This is a genomic window from Amycolatopsis sp. NPDC004378, assembly GCF_053602455.1.
In genome coordinates this window covers 128,942-146,659 of record NZ_JBSGDR010000007.1, presented here as the reverse complement: position 1 = coordinate 146,659, position 17,718 = coordinate 128,942, and the positions used below count along the sequence as shown (strand labels likewise).

Genomic DNA, 17,718 nt, shown 5'->3' with positions numbered 1-17,718 from the left:
GAACATCGGCGTGTTACCAGAACCGCGGTGAGTAACGCTTCCCCTGCCGTGCGTTTAACACCGTCCCGGCGCCGTTCATCGCCGCGGCGTGGCTCTGACCGTCACCAGATCGGTTGCCACAGGTCGCAGTGGTGGGCGGCCGCGGTGTCGTCGAGCCGGACGGCGCCCGGGGCCAGGCTGAGGACCGTGCGGGAGTCCGGGGTCATCGCCTGCTGGGCCGGTACGCCTTGCGCCGACGGCACTCCGGTGCGGGCGAAGCTGCTCCAGTAGTCGATCATCGTCTCGGCCAGGTGGGCGCGGCCCGGTTCGCCGACCTCGTTCTTCCCGCCGAGGTCGAACAGGTACGGCAGGTCGGTCGCGTGGGCCGCGCCGTGGCTCAGCTCGCCGCTCGGGGTGCCGGTGACGTCCGGCGGGTCCGGGTCGGCGAATTCGTAGCCGTAGACCCGGGTTTTCGCGGCCAGCTGCCGGTCGGCGGCGAGCGTGCGGCAGCTCCACGCGCTGTCGGTGATCACGCGGGCCCACGCCACCGGCGCCGAGGGGAACGCGGTCAGCGGGTAGCGCTGCAGCACCTGCGGCGCGTTCGCCCCGAAGGCCGCCGCGACCAGCCGCGGGTAGGTCTGCGGGGTGATCGCCTGCGGATCGGCGGCCACCGCCGCCGCGACGAACGAGTTGTGCTCGTCGTGGTTCCCGCCCGACAGCACCGGAATCGCCGCCACCTTGCCGTCGCGGACCGCGGCGGCGGGGTCGGCCGGCAGCAGGTCGGTGCCGTAGCTGAGGTGGTCGGAGAAGGTCTGGGTGATCTTGGACAACGCCGCAACCGGCAGGCCGCGGAGGCAGTCGAGCGGCTCGGGTTGCGGGCAGCCCGCCGTCTTCGCCGCTTGGAGCCCGTCCTGCTGCGTGGTGGCTACCGGCTTGTACGGCGTTTCGGCCGGGATGCCGGGGAACAGGCCGCCCGCGGGCCAGCTCAGCGCGCACGACCCCGAGGAGATGGCGATCCGCTGGACGAGCCCCGCCGCGGCCGGGGAGGTCAGCAGCGCGCAGGCGGCCATGCCGCCCGCGGACTCGCCGAACACCGTGAGGTTGCCGGGGTCGCCGCCGAACGCGGCGGCGTTGTCCCTGGCCCAGCGGGTGCCCGCGAGCTGGTCGGCGAACCCGAACGTGCCGGAGCCGCCGAGCCCGGGCAGGCCCAGGTAGCCGAAGACGCCGAGCCGGTAGTTGACCGTCACGACCACGACGTTCCCGCGGTCGGCGAGGCGCTGCGCGTCGTAGTCCGCGCCGGAGCCCGAGGTGAACCCGCCACCGTGCCACCAGACCATCACCGGCAGCTTCGCACCGGCTCGCGCGCCGCGGGGCGTGGTGACGTTGAGGAACAGGCAGTCCTCCGCGTCGGAGGGTTTCGTCCCGGGCGTGGACGCGGTCTGCGCGCACGACGGTCCCGCCTCGGTCGCCTCGACGACCCCCGGGGCGGCCGGCGCGGGCTGCGGCGGGGTCCAGCGCCGGGCGCCGGTGGGCGCGAGCGCGTAGCGGACCCCGAGGAACTGCCGCGTCGACGCGGTGGCCAGGCCGTGCAGCTTGCCACTGGTGGTGTCGACGGTCAGCGACGCCTCGCCGGTGTCCCCGCTCGAACACCCCGACAGCACGACGACGGCCGCGGCCAGCACCGCGATGGTGCGTTTCCGTGATCCCCCGGTCTCCATGATCCGACCATAGGACCGCGCCGGAATCCGGGCAGATCTTGTTTCGGACCAGGTCAGACCGGGTACCACTGGATCTATCAACCTGGATTGATGTATCTTCGGCCGGTGGAACCCCCGGTTTTCGCGCGGTTGATGGCGGATCCGGTGCGCTGGCGGCTGGCTCGCGAACTGGCCGCCGGCGACCGGCGCGTCCGGGAGCTCGTCACGGCCGTCGGGCAACCGCAGAACCTGGTGTCCTACCACCTGCGCCGGCTGCGCTCGGCCGGGCTGGTGACGGCGCGGCGCAGCAGTTTCGACGGCCGGGACAGCTACTACCACCTCGACCTCGCTCGCTGCGCCGAAGCCTGGGCCGAGGCCGGCGCGGCCCTGCACCCCGGGTTCGGGCCCGCGGCCGGCGCGAACCGCCGGGGACGCAGCCGCGTGCTGTTCCTCTGCACCGGCAACAGCGGGCGGTCCCCGCTGGCGGAAGCCTTGCTGCGGCACCACGCGCGGGACGCCGTCGACGTCGTCAGCGCCGGCAGCCACCCGAAACCCCTGCACCCCGAGGCCGTGCGCGTCGCCGCCGAGTACGGGATCACCCTCGAGCACGAGCCGACGCACCTGGATTCGCTGCGGCGACGGCGGTTCGACTGGGTGATCAGCCTGTGCGACAAGGTCCGGGAGGTCGCCCCCGCGTTCCCCGGACGGCCGGTGACGATCCACTGGAGCCTCGCCGACCCCGCCCGCGAACCGGATCCGGGCCGCGCGTTCCGGCGCACCGCCGCCGAGCTGGCCACCCGGATCCGGTTCCTGCCCCTCACTCCCTCGACCGATGCGGAGGAGACCCGGCCATGACCACCGACCTGACCACCCTCGTGAGCGTGCGGTACCTCGTCGACGACGTCGACGCCGCGATCGCCTTCTACACCGAGCACCTCGGGTTCACCGTGCGGACGCGGTTCGCGCCGGCGTTCGCCGACGTCACCCGCGCGAACCTGCGGCTGCTGCTGAGCGGGCCGGCCAGTTCGGCCGGGCGGACCCTGCCCGGCGGCGCCCGGCCCGTTCCCGGCGACTGGAACCGGATCCACCTGATCGTCGAGGACATCGATGCCGAGGTGGCCCGGCTGCGCGCGGCCGGGGTCGCGTTCCGCAGCGACGTCATCAGCGGCCCCGGCGGCCGCCAGATCGTGCTCGACGACCCGGCGGGCAACCCGGTCGAGCTGTTCCAGCCCCGCCCCTGACCCACGACCGTTCCGGGAAGGCACGACGATGACCAGCGGCAGCTCCCCCGCGCTCGCGCGACGGCTGGGTACCGGCGACGCCGTCGTGATCGGGCTCGGCTCGATGATCGGCGCCGGCGTCTACGCGGCGTTCGGGCCCGCGGCGAAGGCCGCCGGCAGCGGCCTGCTCATCGGGCTGGTGCTGGCCGCGGTCGTGGCGTACTGCAACGCCACCTCCTCGGCACAGCTGGCCGCGCAGTACCCGACCTCCGGTGGCACGTACGCCTACGGCCGCGAACGGCTCGGCCCGTGGTGGGGGTTCACCGCGGGCTGGGCGTTCGTCGTCGGCAAGACCGCCTCGTGCGCGGCCATGGCGTTGACGTTCGCGACCTACGCGGTGCCCGGCCCGTGGTGGCTGCAGCGTCTCGTCGCCGTCGCCGGCGTCCTCGCCCTGGCCGTGCTCAACAGCCGGGGCGTCACCCGCACCGCGCAGCTGACCCGGGTGCTGGTCACGATCACGCTCGTCGCGCTGGCCGTGCTGGTCGCGGGCATCGCCTTCGGCGGCGGCGCCACGCCCGGGCACCTCGGTGACGCCGGCGCGTGGACGTCCGGCGGGCTCTACGGCATCCTGCAGGCCGCCGGGCTGCTCTTCTTCGCCTTCGCCGGGTACGCCCGGATCGCCACCATGGGCGAGGAAGTCCGCGACCCGAAGCGGGCGATCCCGCGCGCCATCCCGCTCGCGCTCGGCATCGCGGTGCTCGTCTACCTCGTGATCGGCGTCGCCGCGCTGCTCGCGTCCGGCCCGGCGAGGCTGGCCGGATCCGCCGCCCCGCTGACGACGGCCGTCACCGACGCGGGCGCGGGCGCGCTCGCCCCGGTCGTGCGGGTCGGCGGCGCGGTGGCCAGTCTCGGCGCCCTGCTCGCGTTGATCGCCGGGATCGGGCGCACCAGCCTGGCGATGGCCCGCAACGGCGACCTGCCGGCGTCGCTCGCCGCGGTCCACCCCCGGTACCAGGTCCCGCACCACGCCGAATTCGCGCTCGCCGCGGTCGTTTCGGTGCTCGTCCTGACCGCCGACTTGCGGGGCGTCATCGGGTTTTCGTCGTTCGGCGTGCTGCTCTACTACACGATCGCGAACCTCGCGGCCTTCACCCAGCGACCGCCGGACCGCCGGTGGCCACGTTGGCTGCAGGTTCTGGGACTGGCCGGCTGCCTCGTCCTGGTGACGACGTTGCCGTGGCCGTCGATCGTGGCCGGGGTCGCGGTGTTCGCGGTCGGTCTCGCCGGCCGGTCAGTTCGACGGCTGCGCGGGCCGGCTCGCCGGGATGGTGGCGAGCGCCGCCAGTGACAGCTCCAGGGCGGCGTGCCGGTGCGCGGCCCGCGTCGCGTCCGCGCGGCGGGCGGCTGCGGCCAGGTAGGCGGCGATCCGGATCCGCAGTCCCCGCAGGTGGACCAGGTCGACGGCGAACGTGGAGACCGGCCGGTACCCCGGCGCGGGCTCGTCGGTGCGGCAGGGGCCGGTGAGGTAGACGAAGTCGTCGTCCGGGTCCAGCCGCGGCGCCGACCAGACGGTGGCGTCCCCGGCCTTGTTGTCCCCGCGGCGGGCGCGGGCCAGCCAGTAGACCGGCAGCTTCAGCACTTCGCCCAGGACCTTGTCGAACGCGGCGAGGTCGGACTCGGCCATGGCGAGCCCGTGTCCGCTCCACACCCGCGGCGACCAGTAGTCGCCGGTGGCGGCGTGCGTGACGCTCGCGGTGTCACCGGACGCGATGATCGTCCAGTCGGCCACGGTGGTGAGAGTCGGCATGGCACCTCCCTGCGGACGCGGCCCCCTCGGATCGGCACAACGTAGTGACTCATGTCCGTTGCGTGGTACCACTGGGCGGCCCACGCCGTTGCGCCGACCGGCCGGACGCGCGCTGAACCCCGAGGTCAGGGACGCGCTCCCCGAAGCCGGACAGAAAGGTGTTCACTTGACATTCATCCGCTGACCACCAAATCGAGGTAACGCGGCGACACCGGCGTGCAAGCGCGGCGACCGGCACGGCGGATATCGTCGCCGGGCGCCCGTGCGGCTGTGCCTTCGCCCGGCGGGCGTCCGCACGCGGACGGATCCGGCACGAACGGGCACCCTGACAGCCGGGGCCGAAGGCGGCAAGGTGACCGCATGACACTGCCCGCCCTTCCCGAAGAGACCTTCCGGCGCGTGCTCTGCGTCGTCGCGCATCCCGATGACATGGAGTACGGCGTGTCCGCCGCGGTCGCCCGGTGGACCGCTCGCGGCATCGAAGTCGGCTATCTGCTGCTCACCCGCGGCGAAGCCGGCATGCCGAACCCGCCCGAGGAGACGGCCCGCCTGCGCGTCGCCGAGCAGCGCGCCGCCTGCGACGTCGTCGGCGTCGCGCACCTGACCGTCCTCGAGCACCCGGACGGTGTGCTCGTCTACGGCCTCGACCTGCGCCGCGACATCTGCCGGGAGATCCGCCGGTTCAAGCCCGACGTCGTGTTCCGCACCGGCCACGAGGTCGAGACGCCCTACGGCTTCGACCAGGCCGACCACCGTGCGGCCGGGCTCGCGGCGCTCGACGCGGTGCGCGACGCCGGGAACCGGTGGGTCTTCCCGGAGCAGATCGACGACGAGCACCTCGAACCGCATTCCGTGCGCTGGCTGCTCAGTCCCGCCTTCGGGGGCACCGCGACCCACGGTGTCGACGTCACCGGCGAGCCGCTGCGCCGCGGCGTCGCCTCGCTGGAAGCGCACGCCGCCTACCTCGCCGCACTCCCGGACCACCCCGCCCCCGCGGACTTCATCCCGGCGTTCGCCGCGATGAGCGGCAAGGCCATGGGGGTCGAGCACGCCGTCCTGTTCCGCGCCCACGACCTGGAGGCACCGCCGGACTTCCCCGCCGACGAGGACTGACGCGGACGGGTTTCGAGCACGTTCTTGCAGCCCAACGTCGCCGTCGTGACGAATGTTGATTGATTGTGGCGCACTTCTTGCGACTTTGTGCACCTTCATGCAGACTGCGTGCACGCTGCCCGTGTGGAGACCCGAGGAGTTCCGATGCGCCCTGCCTTGTCGTCCGGATCGGCTCACCCGAGGAGTGCCCTCGCGCTGGCGGCCGCCGTCCTCGTGCTGGCCGGCTCGGCCGCGGCACCGGCCGCGGCCGCGCCACCCGCCGCGGGCTACACCATCTCCGTCGGCGCCAAGGGCGGCTGGTCGGCGCCGACCGACTCGCCGGCGGCGCCCTACCTCGACAAGGACGGCAAGTTCTACTTCCAGCAGTCCGCGGCCCTCTACGGCGCCGACGACCCGCGTGAGTGGGAGTTCTACAGCGGCCGCGACTTCGACAGCTTCGCCAAGGACCCGGTCAGCGGCGCGGTGAACCCGGCGAACCCCGACGACCGCAACGACGACACCACCTGGCGGTGCAACACCAGCCCCACCGGCGTGACGGCGACCAGCCCGCCGGCCGGTTCGCGGTACGCGCAGAAGAACTACTGCGACCTCGTCGGCACCTGGGTCGACCCGGACACCGGCGACTGGTACGGCCTGGTGCACAACGAATTCACGCCGCAGCCCTTCGGCGACGGCCTGCACTACGACGCGATCGACTACGCCGTGTCCGCCGACCAGGGCCGGACGTGGAAGATCGAGGCGCACGTCCTCACCTCGCCCCACAGCACCCAGCGCGGCGACACGACGGCGTTCCCGAACCAGACCTACTACTACGGCGACGGCGACCAGCGGCTCTACGTCGACACGGCGTCCGGCTACTTCTACGTCTTCTACGGCTCGCGCGTGGTCGACAAGACCGGCAGCTGGAAGGCGTTCTACTCCCACGTCGCGCGGGCGCCCATCGCCTCGAAGATGGCGCCCGGCTCGTGGCGCAAGTGGTACGACGGCGCGTGGTCGCAGCCCGGCGTGGGCGGCAAGGAAAGCAACCAGGTGCCAGTGACCTCCGCCGGCGACACCGGCTACACGCCGCCCGCCAAGGAATACGACCCCGCCCACACCGGCACGGCGGACCAGCAGATCGCGGCGGGCACCATGCCCGCGACGTCCCCGCTGTTCGTCATGGACATCACCTACAACGCCTACCTCGGCCTCTACCTCGGCGAGCCGCAGGCGGTCGACCAGAGCGGCAACGCCCCGCAGCAGTACTACGTCACCGACGACCTGGCCACGCAGAAGTGGTACCCGATCGGCGGCACGGGCGGCTACCACACGGCGTCGTGGTACCGGTGGTTCGTCGACGGCGTGAACAGGACCGGTTCCTCCATCGTGGGCAAGAACTTCCGCGCGTACTGCTCCTTCGGCTGCTCCGGCGGCGCTTCGAGCGAGTACGTGAACGTGTCGGTGGACAACGCGAAGCACGCGGCGGTGCCGTTCGACCCGGCCAAGTCCTACCGGATCGCCAGCGGTGACGGCCGGGTGCTCGCCCAGGTCGCCAACAGCTCCGCGACGACGTCGGTCGCGGCGGGCGACGGCTCGTCGGCGCAGGCGTGGTCGTTCACCGGCAACGGTGACGGCTCCTACCGGATCACCAACGCCGCGACCGGCGGGCTGCTCGGCGTCGCCTCGTCCTCGACGGCCACCCGGGCGTGGGGCACGGCGCCGACCGTGACGGCCGCCGGCACCCCGGCCGCCGGTCGGCAGTGGTTCGTCATCCCGGGAGCGGCGGGGACGTACCGCCTGGTCAACCGCTACAGCGGCCTGGTGCTCGGGATGTCCGGGACGGCCGGGCGGCAGGCCGAGACCACCCCGGTCCGGCATTGGACGGACACCACGGGCAGCCCGGTCGGCGGTGGCCGCACCGCGGCCCAGCAGACGCTGTCCATCACCCCGGTGAGCCCCGGGCCCGACGGCATCCACGTCCTGACCGTGGGCGGCAAGGCCCTGGATGTGCCCAGCCACAGCAAGACCCCGGGGACGCACCTGGTCACGTGGACCGCGAACGGCGGCGCGAACCAGCGCTGGACCTTCACCCGCCAACCGGACGGCTCCTACGAACTGCGCAGCGCCGAATCGGGTCTGTGCGCGGACGTCGAGGGCGGAGCCACGACGGCCGGGGCGGCCGTCATCCAGTGGACGTGCACGGGCGGGGACAACCAGCACTGGACCGCCACCCGGCGGGCCGACGGCGGCTACACCCTGACCTCGGTCCACAGTGGACTCGCCATGACCACGGCCGGGCCCGCGGACGGCGCGGCCGTCACCCAGCAGCGCGGCAACCAGGGATGGACGCTCTCGTGACCCGCCTGCACCGGACGTCCCTCCGGCTGCCCGCGGCCGAGCTGGGGCCGGAGAACCCGCTGCCACCACTGGTGAAGCCGGAAGCCGTCGCGTCGGTGTCCAATGTGGACGAGCTGCCCGCCGACCTGGCCGCCGGGCTGGCGTACGGCCGGCTCGACACCGTGCTGCCGTACCGGCTGCAGGACGGCTACACGCGGGAGCGCCGGACCCGCGAACTGCCCGCGCTCGTGCTGGAGAACGACCGGCTGCGGGCGACGATCCTGCCGTCGCTGGGCGGCCGGCTGTGGTCGCTCGTCCACCGGCCCTCCGGCCGTGAGCTGCTCTACCGCAACCCCGTCTTCCAGCCCGCGAACCTGGCCTTGCGCGACGCGTGGTTCGCGGGCGGCGTCGAATGGAACCTCGGCAGCACCGGGCACACGGCGCAGACGTGCGCGCCGATGTTCGCGGCCGCGGTCGACGGCCCGGACGGGACGCCGGTGCTGCGGCTGTGGGAGTGGGAACGCACCCGGGACCTGCCCTACCAGCTGGACTTCTGGCTCCCGGACGGTGCCGAGCACCTGTTCGTCGGCGTCCGGATCCGCAACCCGCACCCGCACGACGTCCCGGTCTACTGGTGGTCGAACACCGCCGTGCCGCAGACGCCGTCGACGCGCGTGCTCGTGCCCGCGGACCGGGCCTGGCACTACGGCTATTCGGGACGGCTCGACCTCGTCGACGTCCCCGGCGAGCTGACCTACCCGGCGCGCGCCACGGCGGCCGCGGACTACTTCTTCGAGCTCGCCTCGGACCGCCCGTGGATCGCCGCGGTCGACGACTCCGGCACCGGCCTCGCCCAGGTGTCCACCGCCCGGCTGCGCGGCCGGAAACTGTTCCTGTGGGGCGAGTCCCCCGGCGGCCGCCGCTGGCAGGACTGGCTCGCCCCGGGCGCCGGGACGGGCTACCTGGAGATCCAGGCGGGGCTGGCCCGCACGCAGCTGGAGCACCTCCGCCTGCCCTCGGGCGAGTCGTGGGACTGGCTCGAGGCGTACGGCCCGGTCACCGCGGAGGTGCACGACTGGGCAACCGCGACCCACGCCGTCGTCCGGCAGCTGCCGCCCGCGGAACGGCTCGACGAGCTCCACCGGGCGTGGCGGCGCGTCGCGGACGTCGAGCCGGGCGCACTGCTGGCCACCGGTTCGGGCTGGGGTGCGCTGGAGACCCTCCGCATGGTGACCGACCTGCCGGGCACGCCCTTCCCCGCGGAGTCGCTGGGTCCGGAGCAGCAGCCGTGGCTGGACCTCCTCGACGGCGAGCCGCCGCGGGCGGACCACCGGCTCCCGCCGCCCGCGACGCTGGTCAACCGCTACTGGGCCGACCTGATGGACCACGCGCCGGACACCTGGCTGACGTGGTACCACCGCGGCGTCGCCCGGTGGGCCGCCGGGCAGCACGAGGCGGCCCGGGTGGCGTGGAAGTCGTCGGTGGCGGCGACGGAAAACGCGTGGGCGCTGCGCAACCTCGCCGTCGCCACCGCGGACCCGGCCGAAGCGGCGCGGCTGTCCGTGCGTGCCCTCGAACTCGCGCCGGACGTGCGGCCGTTGCTCGTCGAGGCGGTGTCCGCGCAGCTGGCCACCGGACACGCACGGACGGCATTGTCCTTGCTCCCGGAGAAAGCCGACGGACGGCTCGCCCTCCTGACGGCGCTCACCCGGCTCGCCTTGGGCGACCACGAGGGCGCGAAGGCCGTGTTCGACGCGGGCTTCGAGGTCGCGAACATCCGGGAAGGCGAGACGTCGTTGTCGGACACGTGGGCCACGCTCTCGGCCGGCCCGTTGCCGCGGCGGTACGACTTCCGGATGAAGTGACTACCCGAATTCGACGACGGCGCGGTACCGCGCGCGGCCCTGGCGGACGCGGTCGATCGCCGCGTCGAAGTCCGTGACGGGGAACGTCTCGACTTCGGGCCGGATGCCGTGGCGGGCGGCGAACGCGATCATCTGCCGGGTCTGCACCGCGGTGCCCACGATGCCCCCGACGATCGTCTTGGCTCCGGGCAGCAGGCTCAACGGCGAGAAGGCGACGGGGCGTTTCGGGACGCCGACGACGCACAGCTTCCCCGCCGGCCGCAGCAGGCCGAGGTAGTCGTCCCAGGGCAGGTCCGCGGACACGGTGGACAGGACGAAGTCGAACGAGCCGGCGGCGTCCCGCAGGGCGCCGGGCTCACCCGAGGCGAGGAAGCCGGTGGCGCCGAACCGTTCCGCGTCGGCACGCTTGGCCGGCGTCGTCGAGATGGCGGTGACGGCGCATCCCCACTTCGCGAGGAACTGGACGGCCAGGTGGCCCAGGCCGCCGATGCCGACCACCGCGACGCGGTCGGTGGGCCGGACGTCGTTGTCCAGCAGCGGCGAGAACACCGTCGTGCCGGCGCACAGCAGCGGTGCCGCGTGTTCGGAGCGGAGGGCGTCGGGGATCGGGTGGACGTGCCGCCAGTCGCTCGCCCGGACATGGCCGGCGAATCCGCCGCGGTCGCCGCGCAGGACGGTGTCGTCCTTGCGGGGACACAGGTTCGTCCGGCCGGCGACGCACCACTCGCAGCGGAAGCAGGAGCCCGCGGTCGCGCCGACGCCCACCCGCTGCCCGACGGCCACGACGTCCTGGTCGACGGCGTCGCCGACGGCTTCGACCACGCCCACCGCTTCGTGCCCGGCGACGACGGGAAAGCGGGAGATCCCCCACTCGTCGTCGATCATCCCGAGGTCGGTGTGGCAGATCCCGCCGTGCGTCACGCGCACGTCGACCTCGCCCGGTCCCAGCGGCCCGGCCTCGTACTCGTAGGGCCGCAGCGGGCCACCGGCTTCGTGCGCCGCATACGCCTGGACCTTCATGTCGTCACCGTCCCGAATCAAACAAACTAGTTAGTTTCTACGTTGACCGTAGCCACACGCGGACGGCGTGTCAAACAAACCGGTTGGTTACACTGGCGGCATGAAGGACGGGCAGGCCACGCGACGGCGGCTACTGGAGGCGGCGGCCGCGGAGTTCGCGCAGTACGGCATCGCGGGCGCCAGGGTCGACCGGATCTCGGCGACCGCCAAGGCCAACAAGGCGCAGCTCTACGCCTACTTCGGCGACAAGGACCGCCTGTTCGACACGGTGTTCCGGGAACACGCCGAAGAAATCGTGAACGCCGTGCCGATGACGGCCGGCGACCTCCCCGGCTACGCCGTCGGCATCTACGACGCCTGCCTGGCCAAGCCGTACCTGGTCCGGCTGGCCACCTGGGCCCGGCTGGAACGGGTCCCGACGGGTCAGCTGGTCTCCTCGATGCGCGAAGAGTCCGAGAAGAAGCTGACGGCCATCGCCGACGCCCAGCGCGACGGCCTCGTCGACCCGGCACTCGCGCCCGCGGACGTCCTCGCGATGGTGTCGACGATGGCGCTCACCTGGTCCCCGGCCAGCCTGTTCCACGCGGCGACCCCGGCCGACCCCGAAGCCGACCACCGGCGCCGGCGCGAAACCCTCGCCGAGACGGTGCGCCGCGCCTTCTCCCCGCCGGCGTAACCCCGGCGTCCCGGTTATTCCCGGCGCCCGGATCTTCCCGCCTGGTGGCCACTTCCGCCCGCAGCCCGGGATTCGGCGCACACTGCGGACACGGGCCGAGAGAAGGGAACGCCGGGATGGCATCAGGAACCGGACCACGGATCGCCGTCGCACTGGACGGGGCGGGGTGGCACCCGGCCGCGTGGCGCGAACCCGGGGCACGGCCCGGCGACCTGCTGACCGCCGGCTACTGGACCGACGTGGTCCGCGAGGCCGAGGCCGCCAAGCTGGACTTCGTCACCATCGAGGACTCCCTCGCCCTGCAGACGGTCGACTACCTCGACCGGCCCGGCGAGCGGACCGACATCGTGCAGGGCCGGCTCGACGCCGTGCTGATCGCCGCCCGCGTCGCGCCGCTGACCTCGCGCATCGGGCTGGTACCGACCGCGGTGGTCACCCACACCGAGCCGTTCCACCTGTCGAAGGCGATCGCCACCCTCGACTACGTCAGCTCCGGGCGGGCCGGCGTCCGTGTCCAGGTCGCCGGGCGCGCCGCCGACAACGCGCACTTCGGGCGCCGTGAGTTCGGCGAGTTCCGCCTCGAGGACTCCGCGGAACCGGACAAGCCCAGCCCACTGGCCGACCTCTTCGACGAGGCCGCGGACTACGTCGAGGTGCTGCGCCGGCTGTGGGACTCCTGGGAGGACGACGCCGAGATCCGCGACGTCGCCACCGGCCGGTTCGTCGACCGCGACAAGCTGCACTACATCGACTTCGCCGGCCGCTGGTTCTCCGTCAAGGGCCCGTCGATCACGCCGCGGCCGCCGCAGGGCCAGCCACCGGTCAGCGCCCTGGCCCACGCCGCCGTCCCCTACCGGCTCGCCGGCCGCTCCGCCGACGTCGTCTACGTGACGCCGTTCGACCGCGCGCAAGCCGGCACGATCGTCTCGGCCGTGCGCGACGAGCAGGAGCGGGCCGGGCGCACCGGGGAAACCCTGCACGTCTTCGGCGACGTCGTGGTGTTCCTCGGCGAGACCGAGCAGGCCGCCGCCGACCGCAAGGCCCGGCTCGACGACCTGTCCGGCGCGGAGTACACCTCCGACGCCTACGTCTTCACCGGCACGCCGGCCGGTCTCGCCGACCTCCTGCTCGACTGGCGGGGCGCCGGGCTCTCCGGTTTCCGGCTGCGGCCGGGCGCGGTGCCGCACGACTTGGCCGCGATCACCGGTGGCCTGGTCCCCGAACTGCGGTCCCGCGGCGCGTTCCGCACCGAGTACGAAGCCGCCACCCTGCGCGGGCTGCTCGGGCTCGCCCGGCCCGCCAACCGCTACGCCGTCGCCTGAGGAGGCCCGGGATGACCAAGAAGCAGATCCACCTCGCGGCGCACTTCCCCGGCGTCAACAACACGACCGTGTGGAGCGACCCCGAAGCCGGCAGCCACATCGAGTTCAGCTCGTTCGTCAAGCTCGCGCAGACCGCCGAGCGCGCGAAGTTCGACTTCTTCTTCCTGGCCGAAGGCCTGCGGCTGCGCGAGCAGGGCGGGCAGATCTACGACCTCGACGTCGTCGGCCGCCCGGACACCTTCACCGTGCTGTCCGCGCTCGCCGCGGTCACCGAGCGGCTCGGCCTGGCCGGCACGATCAACTCGACGTTCAACGAGCCGTTCGAGGTGGCCCGCCAGTTCGCGTCCCTGGACCACCTTTCCGCGGGACGTGCCGCGTGGAACGTCGTGACCTCGTGGGACGCGTTCACCGGCGAGAACTTCCGCCGCGGCGGGTTCCTGCCGCAGGACCAGCGCTACGACCGCGCCGAGACGTTCCTGCGCACGGCGTGGGAGCTGTTCGACTCCTGGCGCGGTGACGAGATCGCCGCGGACGCCGGGTCCGGTGTGTTCCTCCGCGACCCCGCCGCGGGCGCTTTCGCCCACCACGACAAGCATTTCACCATCGAGGGCCGGTTCCCGGTGCCGCGCAGCCCGCAGGGCCGCCCGGTGATCATCCAGGCCGGCGACTCGGAAGAGGGCCGCGAGTTCGCGGCGGCCACCGCCGACGCGATCTTCAGCCGCTACGGGACACTGGAGGCGGGCCAGGCGTTCTACTCCGACGTCAAGGGCCGGCTGGCGAAGTACGGCCGGACGAACGAGCAGCTGGTGATCCTGCCCGCGGCGACGTTCGTCCTCGGCGACACCGACGCCGACGCCCACGAGCGCGCCCACATCGTGCGGCTGCAGCAGGTCAGCGGCCAGACGGCGATCAAGTTCCTCGAGCAGGTCTGGAACACCGACCTGTCCGGCCACGACCCGGACGGCCCGCTGCCGTCGAGCGACCCGGTCGTCGACGGGTCCACGATCGCGCCCGGCCGCGCCAGCGTCCGCATGTACCGCGACCCGCTGGCCACCGCCCGCGAGTGGCGGCAGCTGGCGGAGGCGAAGAACCTGTCGACCCGGGAGCTGATCGTCGAGGTCACCGGCCGCCAGACGTTCATCGGCTCCCCGGCGACGGTCGCGACGGCGATCGACGACCTGGTCCAGGCCGACGCGAGCGACGGGTTCATCCTCGTCCCGCACGTCACCCCCGGCGGGCTCGACGAGTTCGCCGACAAGGTCGTGCCACTGCTGCAGGAACGCGGCTCGTTCCGCACGGAGTACACCGGTCCGACGCTGCGCGACCACCTCGGGCTGACCGGCTGAGCGCCGGCCGAGTGCCGGTGTGACAGAACGGTTCCGCGCCCAGGCCGGACGAAAGCCGTAAACCGGCGCGGCTCGACCGGCGCGCGGCGAGCGGCGCGGACAACCCGTGCTCGGATTCGGTGCGCCACGGTGAGCGCCCAGGAGATCATGGCGGCACCGGGCGTCCGGCACTCGCCCGGAGAACTGCTCGCCGAGCCACCCCGCGACCGGGCGCGGGACTGGGCGGCGGCGCAGCCGGACCGGTTCACGGTGTGGCGCGGCCCGAGCCGGTCTTCTTGGCGTTGAAGCGCGCCTTCTTCTGCCGGTTCCCGCACGTGTTCATGTCGCACCACCGGCGGGTGCGGCTTTGGCTGGTGTCGAAGAAGGCCGCTCGACAGGTCGGCGACGCGCACAGGGCCAGTTTCCCGTCGCGTTCGCCCGAGATGACGCCGATCGCGTCGGCGGCGATCACGCCGAGGGCGTCCTCCACACTGGACGCCGAGCCGAGCTGCCACCGCCGCTCGCCCTCGGGCGTCAGGACGGCCGCGGCCCGGCCCCCGGCGCTGCGGTCGTTGATGACCCGGACCGCGGCCGCGGGGAGCGCGTCCCGGTTCGCGGCCGCGGTCGCGGCGGCGTGGATCGCCTCCCTCAGCTCGCGCGCGAGGTCGAGCTGCGCGTCCGTGCAGGACTCGACGGCGAGACCGCTCACCGCCAGCCAGTCGACGAGCCGCTGCGGGGTGGGGATGCGCTCGACGCGGTCGCCCTGACGCTCGGTCAACGTCGCCGTGAAGCTGGTCGCCAGCACCGTGCCGAGGCGGAAGTCGGGGAACTCAGCGGACATGGAACCACCTTAGCCGGTTGCAGGCGAGCGCGTCGTCGTGTTAGAACCGTCTAAGCCGGTTCAGCATCGACCAGGAGGTCCCGTGCCCCGTCTCATCAGCGACGTCCGAGCGTTCGAAGCCCACGCACCCGAAGCCGACCTCGACGATCTGCGCGCGCGGCTGGCCGCGGCGCGGCTGCCCGAAGCCGAGACGGTTCACGGCCGGTGGGACCAGGGCGTTCCGCTCGCCGACCTCGCCGACGTCGTGGCCTACTGGCGCACCGGGTACGACTGGCGGAAGTTCGAAGCGCGCCTCAACGAGATCGGCCAGTTCCGCACGACGATCGACGGGCTCGGCATCCACTTCCTGCACCGCCGGTCCCCGCGCGCGGACGCCACTCCCCTGCTCCTGACGCACGGCTGGCCGGGCAGCATCGCCGAGTTCGTCGACGTGGTGGACCAGCTGGCCGACCCGGCGGACGCGGACACGCCCGCGTTCCACGTCGTGGTCCCGTCCCTGCCCGGCTTCGGCTACAGCGACAAGCCGGCCACCACCGGCTGGGGAACGGAAAAGACCGCGGCCGCCTGGGTGGAGCTGATGGGCCGGCTCGGCTACGGCGAGTTCCTGGCCCACGGCGGCGACTGGGGCGGCAACATCACCACGGTGCTCGCCGGCCGGTTCCCGGAGCACGTCCTCGGCATCCACACGACGTTCGCGGAGGGCCCGCCCGGGCTGACCACGGACGGGCTCACGGACCTCGAGCGCCGGTGGGCCGAGGAAACCCGCCACTTCTGGCGCCACCGCGCGGCGTACGCAAAGCAGCAGGCGACCCGGCCGCAGACCATCGGCTACTCGCTCGTCGACTCGCCCACCGGGCTGCTCGCCTGGATCCTCGACAAGTTCGCCGAGTGGTCGGACACCGAAGACAGCCCATTCGAAACGATTTCCCGCGACCGCATCCTCGACGACGTCACCCTGTACTGGCTGACGCGCAGCGGCGCGTCGGCGGCCCGCATCTACTACGAAAGCCACAACTCGCTCGATCCGGCACTCCGGGTCGACGTCCCGTCGGCGATCACCGTCTACCCGCGCGACATCGAGAAGTACCCGCGCCCCTGGGCACAGGAGCGGTACCGCCGGATCGTCCGCTGGCGGTCACCCGACCGCGGCGGGCACTTCCCTTCGCTGGAGGTGCCGGAGTACTTCGTCAGGGATCTGCGAGAGGGCCTCGTGGCGGTGCTGGCCGCCGACCGCTGACGGCTCAGGTGTACCAGGTCGGCTCCGGCAGTTCGCCGCGCAGCGCGTAGACCCCGACCTCGCGGCGCTTGTACGCCACCGGGTCGTGCAGGGAGTGCGTGCGCAGGTTCCGCCAGAACCGGTCCAGACCGTACTTCGACGCGCTGGCGCGGGCACCGGTCAGCTCGAAGATCTTCGTCCCGATCTCGAGGCCCGTCTCGATCACGCGCTGCTTGGCCGCCGCGATCAGGACCGCCAGCTCACCGCGGGCTTCCGGGGTCAGGTTCTCGCGCGGCGCGTGCAGCACCTCCGAGATCGCCGCGCCGGCCTTGTCGGCGAGTGCTTCGGCCGCCCACAGCTTCGCCTGCAGATCGCCGTAGCCGTCGAGGATGTACCACTCGTCCGCGGCGGCGTCCTTGTCGTCACCGCCGTACGGCCAGGGCCGGGTGCGCTCGCGGGTGTAGGCCAGCCCCGCGTCGAGCGCACCCTGCGCGATCCCGAGGTAGAAGTTGGTGAACACCAGCTGGATCGCCGGGACGTTCAGCGTGTTGTAGGTCAGCGGGCGGAACTTCCGGTCGACGTAGCCCGCGGCGCTCGCCCACGGCACCCGCACGTCGGTGATCGTGACGCTGCCGGACTCGGTGAGCCGCTGGCCGAGGTTGTCCCAGTCGTCGTGGAAGACGATGCCCTCCTGAACGGACGGAACGATCGCGAAGACGTGGTCCTCGGTCCCGGTCAGGACGCCTTCGAGCACGGTCAGGTCGGAGACCTTGCTGCCGGTCGAGAACGACTTGTGTCCGTTGTAGACGAGCTCGTCGCCGTCCTCGGTGATGGTCAGGTCGGAGTCGCGGGGGTTGACCGCGCCGCCGAAGAAGAAGTTGTTGGCCGTGTAGAGCTCTTCGACGGCGGCGATCTGCTCGTCGGTCGCGACCAGCCGGGCCGCCCAGGCCCAGAGGTAGTGGTAGCCCAGCAGCTGCCCGATCGAGCCGTCGGCGCGGGCGATCTCCCGGGTCACCCGGTAGGCCGTGTCCCAGGTCCGGCCGCCTTTGCCGTGCTCGGCCGGGCCGAGCAACGTCACCAGGCCGGCGTCCTTGAGGAGCTGGATCTCTTCGTACGGCGTGGCGTTGCGCCGATCGCGCTCGACCGCGTCGACCGCGAGCTTCGCGGCGACGTCCTTCGCGATCGCGAAGGACGTCGGCGGCGGTCTTCTCCGTTGTGGTCAAAGCGGTTCCCTTCTCCGTGCGGGCACGACGAACAAGCCCCGGGGCACGGGGCGATCAAGATTCGTCAGGTGTGCCCGAGTACACCGGGCCGCCACGGG

Annotated in this window: 15 protein-coding genes; 10 read left to right on the top strand and 5 right to left on the bottom strand. The window is 72.7% G+C overall.

Translation table 11 applies throughout. The features are described 5' to 3' along the window. Positions 1-101: 101 nt before the first annotated feature. Entirely contained in the window at positions 102-1,697 is a 1,596-nt protein-coding gene (locus ACWEN0_RS22480; protein WP_451976604.1) for a carboxylesterase/lipase family protein, read from the bottom strand. A 90-nt stretch (positions 1,698-1,787) separates the two neighbouring features. Between ACWEN0_RS22480 and ACWEN0_RS22475 the strand changes: the two genes are divergently transcribed. The 3 genes from ACWEN0_RS22475 to ACWEN0_RS22465 are packed head-to-tail and all read left to right on the top strand — an operon-like array spanning position 1,788 to position 4,244. Beyond that, a complete protein-coding gene (locus tag ACWEN0_RS22475) occupies positions 1,788-2,531 on the top strand; it encodes a metalloregulator ArsR/SmtB family transcription factor (protein ID WP_451976601.1) in 744 nt (247 codons plus the stop codon). After that, positions 2,528-2,917 (top strand): VOC family protein, encoded by a 390-nt coding sequence (locus ACWEN0_RS22470; RefSeq protein ID WP_451976598.1) that lies wholly within the window; start codon positions 2,528-2,530, stop codon positions 2,915-2,917. The genes ACWEN0_RS22475 and ACWEN0_RS22470 overlap by 4 nt, the downstream gene beginning before the upstream one ends. A 28-nt stretch (positions 2,918-2,945) precedes the next feature. After that, a complete protein-coding gene (locus tag ACWEN0_RS22465) occupies positions 2,946-4,244 on the top strand; it encodes an APC family permease (RefSeq protein ID WP_451976595.1) in 1,299 nt (432 codons plus the stop codon). On the opposite strand, the gene ACWEN0_RS22460 is transcribed toward ACWEN0_RS22465, so the two are convergent. After that, the gene (locus ACWEN0_RS22460) at positions 4,188-4,703 is read right to left on the bottom strand and encodes a hypothetical protein (RefSeq protein WP_451976591.1); all 516 of its coding nucleotides are present in this window, start codon (positions 4,701-4,703) and stop codon (positions 4,188-4,190) included. The genes ACWEN0_RS22465 and ACWEN0_RS22460 overlap by 57 nt on opposite strands. Before the next feature lie 360 nt (positions 4,704-5,063). On the opposite strand from ACWEN0_RS22460, the gene ACWEN0_RS22455 reads away from it, so the two are divergent. The 3 genes from ACWEN0_RS22455 to ACWEN0_RS22445 all read left to right on the top strand — a co-directional run bounded on the left by ACWEN0_RS22455 (position 5,064) and on the right by ACWEN0_RS22445 (position 9,997). Next, positions 5,064-5,816 carry a PIG-L deacetylase family protein gene (locus tag ACWEN0_RS22455; RefSeq protein ID WP_451976589.1) on the top strand — a complete coding sequence of 251 codons (753 nt, stop codon included), beginning with the start codon at positions 5,064-5,066 and terminating at the stop codon, positions 5,814-5,816. Between the two features lie 144 nt (positions 5,817-5,960). Next, on the top strand, positions 5,961-8,153 hold the full coding sequence (locus ACWEN0_RS22450) for an RICIN domain-containing protein (protein ID WP_451976586.1): 2,193 nt from the start codon (positions 5,961-5,963) through the stop codon (positions 8,151-8,153). Next, entirely contained in the window at positions 8,150-9,997 is a 1,848-nt protein-coding gene (locus ACWEN0_RS22445; RefSeq protein ID WP_451976583.1) for a DUF5107 domain-containing protein, read from the top strand. The genes ACWEN0_RS22450 and ACWEN0_RS22445 overlap by 4 nt, the downstream gene beginning before the upstream one ends. On the opposite strand, the gene ACWEN0_RS22440 is transcribed toward ACWEN0_RS22445, so the two are convergent. Next, complete coding sequence (locus ACWEN0_RS22440; RefSeq protein ID WP_451976580.1) at positions 9,998-11,017, bottom strand: NAD(P)-dependent alcohol dehydrogenase; 1,020 nt, start codon at positions 11,015-11,017, stop codon at positions 9,998-10,000. It lies immediately after the preceding gene. 100 nt (positions 11,018-11,117) lie between these two features. Here ACWEN0_RS22440 and ACWEN0_RS22435 point away from each other — a divergent pair, with 100 nt between their 5' ends. The 3 genes from ACWEN0_RS22435 to ACWEN0_RS22425 all read left to right on the top strand — a co-directional run bounded on the left by ACWEN0_RS22435 (position 11,118) and on the right by ACWEN0_RS22425 (position 14,361). Beyond that, positions 11,118-11,693 carry a TetR family transcriptional regulator gene (locus tag ACWEN0_RS22435; protein WP_451976577.1) on the top strand — a complete coding sequence of 192 codons (576 nt, stop codon included), beginning with the start codon at positions 11,118-11,120 and terminating at the stop codon, positions 11,691-11,693. A gap of 116 nt (positions 11,694-11,809) precedes the next feature. After that, on the top strand, positions 11,810-13,015 hold the full coding sequence (locus tag ACWEN0_RS22430) for an LLM class flavin-dependent oxidoreductase (RefSeq protein WP_451976574.1): 1,206 nt from the start codon (positions 11,810-11,812) through the stop codon (positions 13,013-13,015). A gap of 11 nt (positions 13,016-13,026) precedes the next feature. Next, on the top strand, positions 13,027-14,361 hold the full coding sequence (locus ACWEN0_RS22425) for an NtaA/DmoA family FMN-dependent monooxygenase (RefSeq protein ID WP_451976572.1): 1,335 nt from the start codon (positions 13,027-13,029) through the stop codon (positions 14,359-14,361). A gap of 244 nt (positions 14,362-14,605) precedes the next feature. Here the strand turns inward: ACWEN0_RS22425 and ACWEN0_RS22420 are convergent, their stop codons facing one another. Then, complete coding sequence (locus tag ACWEN0_RS22420) at positions 14,606-15,181, bottom strand: CGNR zinc finger domain-containing protein (RefSeq protein ID WP_451976569.1); 576 nt, start codon at positions 15,179-15,181, stop codon at positions 14,606-14,608. 82 nt (positions 15,182-15,263) lie between these two features. On the opposite strand from ACWEN0_RS22420, the gene ACWEN0_RS22415 reads away from it, so the two are divergent. After that, the gene (locus ACWEN0_RS22415; protein WP_451976567.1) at positions 15,264-16,418 is read left to right on the top strand and encodes an epoxide hydrolase family protein; all 1,155 of its coding nucleotides are present in this window, start codon (positions 15,264-15,266) and stop codon (positions 16,416-16,418) included. A gap of 4 nt (positions 16,419-16,422) precedes the next feature. Here the strand turns inward: ACWEN0_RS22415 and ACWEN0_RS22410 are convergent, their stop codons facing one another. Continuing rightward, positions 16,423-17,580 (bottom strand): acyl-CoA dehydrogenase family protein, encoded by a 1,158-nt coding sequence (locus tag ACWEN0_RS22410; protein ID WP_451977133.1) that lies wholly within the window; start codon positions 17,578-17,580, stop codon positions 16,423-16,425. Positions 17,581-17,718 lie beyond the last annotated feature (138 nt).